Origin of the sequence: Winogradskyella luteola (assembly GCF_019203985.1) — a bacterium.
GTDB classification, from domain to species: Bacteria; Bacteroidota; Bacteroidia; order Flavobacteriales; family Flavobacteriaceae; genus Winogradskyella; species Winogradskyella luteola.
Genome location: NZ_JAGSPD010000020.1, coordinates 20,326 through 30,520 on the forward strand (window position 1 = coordinate 20,326; position 10,195 = coordinate 30,520).

Annotated in this window: 16 protein-coding genes and 1 pseudogene; 10 read left to right on the plus strand and 7 right to left on the minus strand. The window is 34.3% G+C overall.

Annotation, left to right across the window (positions count from 1 at the left end; genetic code table 11):
* The first annotated feature begins 92 nt into the window (after window positions 1-92).
* Window positions 93-266 (plus strand): hypothetical protein, encoded by a 174-nt coding sequence (locus KCG49_RS15755; protein ID WP_218547877.1) that lies wholly within the window; start codon window positions 93-95, stop codon window positions 264-266.
* Between the two features lie 126 nt (window positions 267-392).
* On the opposite strand, the gene cas2 is transcribed toward KCG49_RS15755, so the two are convergent.
* Together cas2 and cas1 are read right to left on the minus strand one after the other, a co-directional pair.
* Window positions 393-740 carry a CRISPR-associated endonuclease Cas2 gene (gene cas2, locus KCG49_RS15760; protein ID WP_218547880.1) on the minus strand — a complete coding sequence of 116 codons (348 nt, stop codon included), beginning with the start codon at window positions 738-740 and terminating at the stop codon, window positions 393-395.
* A gap of 6 nt (window positions 741-746) precedes the next feature.
* Entirely contained in the window at window positions 747-1,283 is a 537-nt protein-coding gene (cas1, locus tag KCG49_RS15765; protein ID WP_218547882.1) for a type II CRISPR-associated endonuclease Cas1, read from the minus strand.
* 139 nt (window positions 1,284-1,422) lie between these two features.
* Between cas1 and KCG49_RS15770 the strand changes: the two genes are divergently transcribed.
* The 9 genes from KCG49_RS15770 (at window position 1,423) to KCG49_RS15810 (ending at window position 7,239) form a co-directional block, all read left to right on the plus strand.
* Entirely contained in the window at window positions 1,423-1,953 is a 531-nt protein-coding gene (locus KCG49_RS15770) for a hypothetical protein (RefSeq protein WP_218547883.1), read from the plus strand.
* 2 nt (window positions 1,954-1,955) lie between these two features.
* On the plus strand, window positions 1,956-2,147 hold the full coding sequence (locus KCG49_RS15775) for a hypothetical protein (RefSeq protein ID WP_218547885.1): 192 nt from the start codon (window positions 1,956-1,958) through the stop codon (window positions 2,145-2,147).
* On the plus strand, window positions 2,123-2,506 hold the full coding sequence (locus tag KCG49_RS15780) for a hypothetical protein (RefSeq protein ID WP_218547886.1): 384 nt from the start codon (window positions 2,123-2,125) through the stop codon (window positions 2,504-2,506). The genes KCG49_RS15775 and KCG49_RS15780 overlap by 25 nt, the downstream gene beginning before the upstream one ends.
* Before the next feature lie 236 nt (window positions 2,507-2,742).
* Window positions 2,743-3,276, plus strand: coding sequence for a DUF6933 domain-containing protein (locus KCG49_RS15785; protein ID WP_218547887.1), 534 nt, complete (start codon window positions 2,743-2,745; stop codon window positions 3,274-3,276).
* Window positions 3,277-3,674: 398 nt separating this feature from the next.
* Window positions 3,675-4,013 carry a hypothetical protein gene (locus KCG49_RS15790; RefSeq protein ID WP_218547888.1) on the plus strand — a complete coding sequence of 113 codons (339 nt, stop codon included), beginning with the start codon at window positions 3,675-3,677 and terminating at the stop codon, window positions 4,011-4,013.
* On the plus strand, window positions 4,010-4,936 hold the full coding sequence (locus KCG49_RS15795) for an MvdC/MvdD family ATP grasp protein (protein WP_218547889.1): 927 nt from the start codon (window positions 4,010-4,012) through the stop codon (window positions 4,934-4,936). The genes KCG49_RS15790 and KCG49_RS15795 overlap by 4 nt, the downstream gene beginning before the upstream one ends.
* Window positions 4,923-5,696: a hypothetical protein gene (locus KCG49_RS15800; RefSeq protein WP_218547890.1), complete on the plus strand. Its 774-nt coding sequence runs from the start codon at window positions 4,923-4,925 to the stop codon at window positions 5,694-5,696. Before KCG49_RS15795 ends, KCG49_RS15800 begins: the two co-directional genes overlap by 14 nt.
* A 177-nt stretch (window positions 5,697-5,873) precedes the next feature.
* Window positions 5,874-6,536 (plus strand): hypothetical protein, encoded by a 663-nt coding sequence (locus KCG49_RS15805; protein WP_218547891.1) that lies wholly within the window; start codon window positions 5,874-5,876, stop codon window positions 6,534-6,536.
* 142 nt (window positions 6,537-6,678) lie between these two features.
* Complete coding sequence (locus tag KCG49_RS15810) at window positions 6,679-7,239, plus strand: hypothetical protein (RefSeq protein WP_218547892.1); 561 nt, start codon at window positions 6,679-6,681, stop codon at window positions 7,237-7,239.
* Here the strand turns inward: KCG49_RS15810 and KCG49_RS15815 are convergent.
* The 5 genes and pseudogenes from KCG49_RS15815 to KCG49_RS16605 form a co-directional block, all read right to left on the minus strand.
* On the minus strand, window positions 7,236-7,775 hold the full coding sequence (locus KCG49_RS15815) for a GNAT family N-acetyltransferase (RefSeq protein ID WP_218547894.1): 540 nt from the start codon (window positions 7,773-7,775) through the stop codon (window positions 7,236-7,238). The two genes, KCG49_RS15810 and KCG49_RS15815, sit on opposite strands and share 4 nt — an antisense overlap.
* A 59-nt stretch (window positions 7,776-7,834) precedes the next feature.
* Window positions 7,835-8,497, minus strand: coding sequence for an IS6 family transposase (locus tag KCG49_RS15820; protein ID WP_218547896.1), 663 nt, complete (start codon window positions 8,495-8,497; stop codon window positions 7,835-7,837).
* Window positions 8,498-8,644: 147 nt separating this feature from the next.
* Complete coding sequence (locus KCG49_RS15825; protein WP_218547897.1) at window positions 8,645-9,046, minus strand: hypothetical protein; 402 nt, start codon at window positions 9,044-9,046, stop codon at window positions 8,645-8,647.
* Window positions 9,043-10,002 carry an RHS repeat-associated core domain-containing protein gene (locus KCG49_RS15830; protein ID WP_369680373.1) on the minus strand — a complete coding sequence of 320 codons (960 nt, stop codon included), beginning with the start codon at window positions 10,000-10,002 and terminating at the stop codon, window positions 9,043-9,045. The genes KCG49_RS15825 and KCG49_RS15830 overlap by 4 nt, the downstream gene beginning before the upstream one ends.
* Window positions 10,003-10,102: 100 nt before the next feature.
* Window positions 10,103-10,195: pseudogene (locus KCG49_RS16605) on the minus strand (IS1 family transposase); the annotation flags it as partial.

Sequence of the window (10,195 nt, forward strand, 5' to 3'; positions counted from 1 at the left end):
GCTAAAGTTGGAAAACATAAGATAAAAGGCAAACTAATTAAGCCAAACATATGGTATTGGTTTTAAGAAGGTGAGCTAAAAAGTAAGATTAAATGAGCAAATCAATAGAATTAATACAGTTCATGTTGGACAAAGAGCCTGGTTTAAAAAGCGAGGTAAGGGATTTGGTAACGGATACACCTCTGACAAGAAAACAGAAAAAGACATTACGTCAAAAAGCAATAGAAAGCGCATCATTATCATGGATGCCAAAACATATAGGTTAGTAGCAACTCAGTTGTGAATTGCTTTCAGAATTGTATTTTTACTTAGCATTCGCAGTATATTTAGATTTAAAAAACTGATATACTGCATGTTAAGTTGTTCTTTAGAATCGAAAAAATTAGGATTATTTAAAACAACTCTAACTGTTGAGCGGGTTTTTCCAATTCCGCTGGTTTTTGGCCATAGAATAGTTTAATCATTCCAAACTGTTTATCAGTAATTTGTAATATCCCCACTTTGCCATATTCTGGTAAACTTTGTTTAACACGTTTAGTGTGTACTTCAGAATTTTCCCTACTGGCACAGAACCTCATATAGATGGAGAACTGAAACATTGTAAATCCATCTTTCAAAAGTTTTTTACGAAAGTTAGCTGCCGCTTTTCTATCTTTTTGTGTTTCGGTCGGAAGGTCGAAAAATACTAAAACCCACATACTTCTATATTGATTTAATCTGGAGTAATAATCTTTTTCCATACATGACTACTCAAATATGGGATATAATAATTTTCTACTGATCCCCATAAAACACTCATGTAACGAATTAGTTGTTCTACTCATGGCAACCATTAAGGGGCTTTTCTTTCCGTCTATGTTTACATCCATTACAGGTAATTGAAGCAATTGTGTTTTAAGTTCAGTGTCTAGATCATGGTAAGAATCACCAGATTGTATAATTTCATTTACCAATACATCAACATAAATGCGGTAAGGCTCCATAATATCATCAGCTAAACAAAATGCATTGTATTTATTTCTATGAAATATTCCAACTGTTGGCAGCATACCTGACCCTATTAGCGCTCTAGCGGTAATTGCTCTTAAAATTGCATAACCATAGTTAAGCAGATTATTTGGTGGTTCCCCTTGTGCATATCTTGTAAACCCGTCCAAACCAAAAATATGTTTCCAGTAATATACTGCCGCTCTACTTTCATGATTCTCTGCATCACCACTTTTAACTTCATCTACCCATTTGTTGATGTACTTGAACTGTATACCAAGGAATTCGGATGGCACACCAAGAGTTTTGACAGACCGCTATCAGCTAGAAAAGCTGAAGGCTCTAAACCAAGGGGCAGAAAGACAGAAGTGCTTACGGCCAACTATCCGCTTAGCGAGAGCAAGACATAACAAATAAATATTAAAACAATTACATATGAAAAGAACCATTAATAAGACGGTCAATCTTGACCTGTCCAGTTACGACGTGAACTCTTTTGTCATCCTCGGACTGTTCGTGCACCAAGCAAAAAAAGAAGGGTGGACTAAAGAAGAAATAGAACTAGTGACCAAGAAAGCAAAGTCCAAGGACTATGAGCACTTGTGCCGGACCATAAAGAACCATTGTGAGGTTAAACAGCAAAAAATAAGTAGTGAAGAAATATGGGAAGTATTATCTCAATTGGGACTACATACCCACTATTTAGCCAGTAAACCCATTGAGGATTGGGATAGTTATGACCGTAGTAACTACAAATTACTCTTGATTAAGTCCAGAAAGCTGATGAAGATGTACGGCATCTACGGCAGCGATGTGTCCCAAAAGGACGTGGACACCGTGACCTCGCACCCCAACTTCTATTTCAGCAAAGAGGAGGAGGCAACGGCGGTGATGCAGCAGCTCTATGCCGACGGGGTGTTCAGTCCAGGGGAACTGCACGTACTGTACCGCTACAAAAGACCGTAGACATGGTACGCGTATACGTTATCCTCGTCGCCCTTGAGCCCGGTGCCTTTGAGCACTACTGCAAAGAACCGAAGACCTTTTACGAAACCTACCAAGAGGCCAATGAACAGTTGGAACTTCTGGTAAGGACAGAACAATTCAATAGATCACAATTAAAAATTCAAAAACTATGGATGACAACAAAAAACAACTGATGAAACATTTTGCCACGGCTCTGAGAAACCGGGCACTGGAAAAAGAGACGGAAAGCCCTATGGGCAGGAACCTTGTGTTCCACTTTTCAAGAAAGGAGCTCATAGAGATCCTGAAGAAGAAATTCGGTGGCACCGTTCCCAAGGAACATAACCTGGCGGAAATGGAGAACCGAGAGTTATTGGAACTGATCGGTAACGAACTGTTCATCATTTCCTATGTGACCGAGAAGTGGAGCAAGGAGGAAAAACAGGACAGGCTCGTTGCCGAAAAGTCCGTATCCGAAGTTGCGGGAGAACAAAGACCTAAGCCCGTTGGGAAAAAGGAACGGAAGGTGACCAGGCCACCAAAGGGCAACTGACCGGCAACTTTGGACGAAACAATTTAATACGGCATCCCCTTCAAGGGGATGTTTTTTTCTGCACCGGTGCAATGTCCTGTGGCATGGCACGTACGTTTGGACAAAAACATGTAATTTTAGTGGCTCGAAGCACGGTGGACAAAACGTGTTTTTATTATTTTGTTGCATGATGCGGCGAGCACAAAACCGTTGTTATTTGAGATCTACATGGCACCAATATTAAAGCACCCAACGCTATGAGGGTATTCTGTTCAAAAAAGCTGACCGACTACATTGTGGATGTGGACGGTAACCTTCCAGAAGATTCCCTTGCACTGAAAGTTTCGGACTGGAACGCACACCTGTTCACCATCAACAGAAGAAAGAGCATAGTGTTCGTGCACGCAAGGACGCACTATTCGATCTTCTTGATCGGTGTGGACAAACAGTATCTGGGGAGGATCGGTGAACTGTTCGCCGGCAGGCTGCTCGAGCAATTGCGGCACGACGGGATCGACCTTTCCCCGTCGATGGAAAAGGCACTGGGGCTGACCGACGGGATAATGTTTTACGGGACTAACAACAACAGGAGCGCAACGGGAAGGATAAACGACTTCATCTATATATTTAAGTCACGTTTTGGGGATGGATATGGCACCCCTTCGGAAACGGACATCAGGCGTGAATCGGGGGCGGTCAATGCCACGCCCATACAGCTTATGGTCAACGGGAAAAAGGTATGGACAGATCCAATAGAGCAAATGCACAGGTTGAACGATGGCATCGTTTAAGTCCCTTGGGGTTTGGCCAGCCTCTAGAAATAAAGTGCCATTTTACTTCATTTAAGCGGCTACCAATCTCTAACTTCAATGACTTTCAATGTCTATTTGTTCATAATATAGCGACCTCGCTACGTGATAAAGACGAAACTGTTTGGTGCCCTGGTCATATTGGAAGTGTGATTGGATTGTTGGAAATAGGATAAGCTGGAACTGTTCAGCAATGTTTTAGGTCAACAGCACAACACTCGCTTTGCAAAAAATGTTATTGTACATAATTGCATGCAAACTATCCGAATTTCATATATTTATATAACCAAGGTAATTTTGGATGACCACCATAATTAAAATGAAGATAACAGCAATACGTATATTTGGTTGTTGCCAGTAATGCGGAAAAACAAAAACCTATGAAACCAATAACATTTGAATTTTTAGAAAAACCAACGGAAAGCGAGTTTGATTATTCCATTATCGAGTATGATAATGAATTGAATTTAAGTGTAGATAAAACGACAAAATTACCTGCTATTGATTCTCTGAATATGGAAACAGAAACATTTACAAAAACTGGAGGAGAAGCATCAGATTCTGACGCTGATTTTCGAATGGATACTGCTACTCGAACTTATACTGAAATGGAAGCCACTGATAGCGACGCAAATATTCATAGTTTAATTCAGCTTATGGGAACGTCGACACTTACGGAATCTTCTGAAGCTGTGGATTCTGATGAAGATATTAAATGATTCTAATAATTACACATAAACAAGACTATACAGTCGATTTTGTAGTTAATAAATTAAACAAAAAAGGAATTCAATACAAAAGACTTAATTGCGAAGATTTAATAAACACGAATTATAGCTTTGATTTCAACAATGATTTTACTTTCTCTTTTGACGGAGTAAATAACTTCAAGTCTGTTTGGTTCAGACGAACTAAATTCCCAGATATAAACAACTTAAAACAAGAAGAAAAACATTATATCCTTACCGAATATGATTCGCTTCTCAAGAACATTTTTGCAACAATAAATGCAAAATGGTTAAGCGAACCTAAATTTGTTTATAACGCTGAAAACAAAGCTCTTCAACTAAAAATTGCAAAAAAAATTGGTTTTAATATTCCTCAAACAATCATAACCAACGAAAAAGAAAAAATCAAAGAATTTTATAATAAAAACAACAAGGACATTATTATTAAACCTTTAGCTCATACAAGGATTAATTATAACAATTATGTTGCTTTTATTTTTACAAATTCGGTTAGTCAAAAACTTATAGATTCAATTGATGAATTCGATATCAATCCTTGTATATTTCAAGAAAACGTAAAGAAAGATTACGAAATTCGTGTAACAGTAATTGATAATAAAGTTTTTGCTTCTTCAGTTTATTCTCAATCAAATGAAAACACGAAAAATGATTGGAGAAAAGAAAAACTTGAATTTAATATTGTTGACATTCCAAAAGACATATCTGACAAATGTGTATCACTTTTGCAAGAGTTAAATATTAAATTTGGTGCAATCGACATAATTAAAACACCGAAAGATGAATACGTGTTTTTAGAAATAAATCCAAACGGTCAATGGGCTTGGATTGAAATGCAGACTGGACAAGAAATGTCTGATGAAATAATTAAATTTTTAGAAAATGACAAAACTTAAATTACTCTTTCAGTCATTTGGACTTTTCAAAAAGCTAGAATTTCAAAAGCCATATAATTACAACATCAATGATTATACTAACTCTAGAGAGAAGAAATTAGAATTACATAAAGCATATTTAAAAGAGATTGAAAATGAAGAAAACAACAGATTAAATGTAATTGAAAATAAAACGTCACAGTTAATTGCACAAACTGGATTGATATTCTCTTTATTAAGTTTGTTCATCCCATTTATTATAGACAAGGTTTTAGATTTTAGTCTTATTCTCAAAATTCTATTTATAATTGTTTTGGCCCTTGCTTATCTATTTTACATTCTTACTATAAATAATGCATTAAAGAATTTTAATGTTAAGAAATTCAATTATGGTAAGAATTCACCAAATTCTGTTTTAAGTCAGCAAGAAATTAGCATCAAGAAATTTTTAAAAATGGAGATAAAAGATTCTCTATTAACAATCAATGACAATATTGCCATTAACAATGTAAAAGCTACAAATCTGATTACAGCTTACAACTCATTTAGGTTTGGTAATATTTTCACATCAATATTAGTTGTTTTTTTATGTGCTTCATTATTGTTCATCAATTCAAAACCAGAAGAAATAAAAATTGAAAATCCCATTGAAATTAAAGAGTTCAAAGAATATATTAAAGCTTTGAAAGAACAAAATTTGATTTTAAGAGAGCGGATAGAAAATCAGAAAAACGATACGATTCAAAAAAGCAATACTGGCAACAACGTATATAAAAAATAGCGGGTTAAGTGCTTAAATCAAAGAAAATTAGAGGTCATTGTCAAACCGAAAAGTTAGTACTTAAAATCCGCTACTTTTCATATACAAGACCGTTGTAAAACATTTGAAAATACCCAGAAATAGGTATTGCCAGCTAATTTAATTAATACGAAATTGACCAATCTAAATACTATAATTATGAAAAAAAGTTTACTATTACTTCTTTTATTTTGTTTTACTGTTTCTTACGGACAAATAGAAGGAACAAAAGAAATTTCCAAAGATGATGCTGAACAACTTGGAAATATTAAAAAGAAAGGAATAAAATTTGGAGTTTCTTTTGGTTTTAACCAGACATTTGATGAATTGGTAGACGCAAGAATATCACCGATTGATACTACTCTGACTTTACAAAATACATCTAAAACTTCTTTCCTTCTATCGACGACTCTCTCATTTCCAATTCTGAGTAAATGGTTAGGAGGAGGAAGTTATTATCGTAAACTTGATGGAAGTGGAAATCCTGTTGGAGACCCTTACTTTGTTCCAAGTGGACTTTCGATAGTAACAACTATCAATTTAGTTACATTTAACTCTGCATTAGGCGGAGCAGGATTATTCAATCAGAAATTAGATGGTGGATTAGGACTTGGGTACACTTTCGGCGAAAATGTGCAACTTGCGCTTACCTACGAAATGATATCTTTCAGACAACCAAGAGACTTTTTAAAAGAGTTAAATGGTCAAACCGTAGAGGTAAATGGTTCAAATTTAATGTCATTAAGTTTGGATGACAATGATTATTTCATAGATAAGTATATGCCTTCAGTTTCCTTAAAAATAGTTTATCTTCTGAACTAAAAACGTTTTACAACAATGAACTAAAACAAAATAACTAACTTTAAACCAGCTTGATTTCTACGGTTGAAAATCTAATGATTTTCTGACCGCAACGAAATCATAGCCGAGACCATTGTGCGTAAGCCAAAAAACAAACAGACCAATGAAATTTAATATCTTTTTCACCCTTTTTCTGCTCTGTAATACTATAATGGGACAAAGTTTTCATACCGAATTTGAGTATGATAATGAAATTAACAAAGGTATTACCATTCAGAATAGTTATCCCAAAGGCGGACAACGATTTACAACAACAAACGGAAAAGAATACGTTTACGTAACATTTTGGACTTGTATTACTAATAAAGCATCTTCTAATTTGGAATTAGAAATTGATTTTTCAGCTAATTTATTTGCTATCCCTTCAGAACCTAACATAAACTTCAAATTGTTCATACCAAATGACGAAATGACACTTGAGAAAGAGAAATTACCGAATTACGGATTGGATATAATAAGTTTCCTTGACGAAAACATAAATAAAACCTCTAAATTGAAAACAGTAATTGAACCAAATAGCTCTTATCTTTTCTATTCGGTTGTAATCTCGGACAAAGGTGTAAACGGAACAATAAGAGCAGGATTTGAATTACAGAAAGATGAACTTATTTATAAACTTAATAACTATGAAATCAACTGTGGGAAAATTGTAATTAAAAATTAATTTTGTCTTGTATAGAAACCTATACCAGAATTGTGCGTAGTTTTTCTTTTTCCATATATTTTTTCATCTAAATACACATTGTTTTTAAATACAGCTTTTGGGATTGTCGCTTCTAATTCAAATCCTATTTTTTCCAGAACACGTTGTGAACCAATATTCGTTCCAAATGGTTTGGCGTAAATTCTTGTCAGTCCAAGTTTGTCAAATCCATATCTCAAAATTTTTTCAATTGCAGATGTCGCAATTCCTTTTCCCCAATATGGTTCAGCTATCCAATATGCAATAGCTGCATTTTTTCTATAAATATCCTGGTCAGGAAATATTCCAATCGAACCAATAGCATTATTTTCAGACGTTATTGCAAAAATTTTTGTCGGCTCCTCATTTGATACTCTCTTTATAAATTCCAATCCAAAATTTTTTGAACAGGGAAAAGGAAAAGCATCAGCTAAATTGTCCGAAATCTTTTTATTATTAGCATATTGAACAAGATTTTCAATATCCGATAGTTGCCATTTCCTAATTTTTATGTCCATTTTATTCGTATCTGTAGCATCTAATAAATTTAGATCTAATATAGTTGTTAAATAATGTTCTAGCCAGCTAAAGCATAGAATGATTTAAACATAGATTTTCTATTAGAAATCAATTGATCTTTCTTAATCATATGCACCATTTCAATACCGGACAAAGTTCTTTTGGCGGATTCAAATTCTTTAAACCCCAAGCATCTCACTATTCGTTTCTTTACAAAGCGATGGTCCTGTTCAACAATGTTGTTCAAGTACTTACGTTGCCTAATTTGAATCTTAGAAAATGAGCGTTTGTTATAGATTCTAATGGCATGCTTGTTAGAGCCACTCTCATCTATATTAATCAGTTCGGGTTTTCCATTATTTTCAATAGCTTTGATAAGGAACGATTGGGCACTCATCCGTTTTCTTCTATTGGTCAACAGAAAATCAATAGTATTCCCCTGCTTATCAACTGCTCTATATAAATAGCACCATTTTCCTTTTACTTTAATATAGGTCTCATCCATTCGCCATCGTTTCCCAACAGCTTTCCTTCGTTTTCTAAATTCTTTTTCCAGTAAGGGTGTAAACTTAAATACCCAACGTTGGATGGTGGCGTGGTTTACTTTAGCACCTCTGATTGACATCAGTTCTTCAATTTCACGATAGCTCAATCCAAATCTAAATTTGAAATATACGGCTTGGATAATAATTGATTTTGGAAAACAATGGCCTTTGAACATGATGTTTTATACCAAAGATATAATTTCCTTAAATTAGTAGTATTAGATGCGACAGAACCCTCAATTGAGAACTTATTCTTTTTATAATCTATTGATAGTCAATATCAAATTTTCTGCTTTTTCAAAAGCACCAGTTTACTACATTACCTAGTCACCGATATAACTCTTTATTATGTTACCCTTGTAATCAACCTCTATAATATAACTGCCACCAGTTCTTATTACAACTTCCTCATCAGACTCATAGTTTTTTATTGAACTTTCGTTTATTATAGACACATTAACTTTAGAATCCAGATTAATAATCTCTTTTGATTCATCAATTAATTCTTCAAAATAACAGTTTTTACAATCCCTTAATTGAATTTCATAAAGCTTTTTATCAGTATTCTTCGAAAGAAGAATATAATTTTTATTGGTTTTAGAAATATTCTTCAATAGATCTTCTTTTACTTCTTCACTAAAAATAATTTTATAATCTTGAGTAGTTATGTCTTGACTTTTACATGAAATAAAAGAAAGAATAAAAAGTACTAATAAGTATTTCATAATTTTATTTTGTTTAATTGATTCAACGCTTCGTACCCCAAATTAAAACTTCCAGATCTGGCTTGTCTATTAGTTCTAAGATTATTTACAGAACTAGCACTAGAACCATTTTCAACATCAAGAAAATTAGTATCCAATTGAAACACTGGAATACCACCTAATCTATTACTAAAACTTCTATCACCAGTTGCGCCACTTGTAGTGGGATCTCTATGAAAAGAAAGTCCACCATCACCAGAATTATTAGGATGGGTATGTATCTGACCTACAATTAAAGTTCCTTTTGATGTAGGTTTACCGTCAACACGTCCAACAAAGTTATCCGAAGATTTGAAATTATTACCATCATCTGGTTGGACATTCATTCTAATTTCAGCATTTTCAAAATCAAAGACTATAAGTCCTGCTTGCTCCTTTCTAACATTTCCATCAGCATCTGTTCCACCTATTGGAACTTCAGCATTACTATTTTCCCACAAATCATTTACCTGAGCAGACGTTATTTTATTTTCTATTATTTTACTTTTACTATCAAGTTGCATGTATTTATCTTCTTGGGTTGTATCTTGAGTTATGACATCATAATAATCTGCACGAGAAATAGCTCTTTTGTTATCCGTAGCTCTATTATCTGAACCTAGATAATTGCCATCTTCATCATAGTAATGGTCAGCAGGCCCCATACCTAATTTATCTATAAATCTAATCGGGTCGTTAACCGCATAAGCATAGGTCGATTGAAATGAATAATCTTCTGCGAGAGGATCAATAGTTACAAATCTACCCAATGCTGCGTCATAGTGCCTCGCTTCATATTCATGCATATCATAACCCAATGCCTCTTCAAGTTCCTTGCCGTTATACTTAAACCTGCTCGCCACGGGGTTCACATTAGCAGAGACCACGTCATTATACCCTTTATGTTTTAAGCCGAAGGGATAGTAGCCTAAGATGATTTTTTTGCTGTTTCACTAAAAAATCAAAGCTGTTTCCTGCTTTTATTGCAGTATTTTTAAAGAACGTTTAATTTTATTAAGAATCTTTAATTCAGAACTACTATCCCCAAAAATAGATTCTTAAATGAGCTTCAAGATACTTTTCATTTTTTGAAAAGCAAATCGTTTTTCTGCTCAATCTTTTAACATGAGT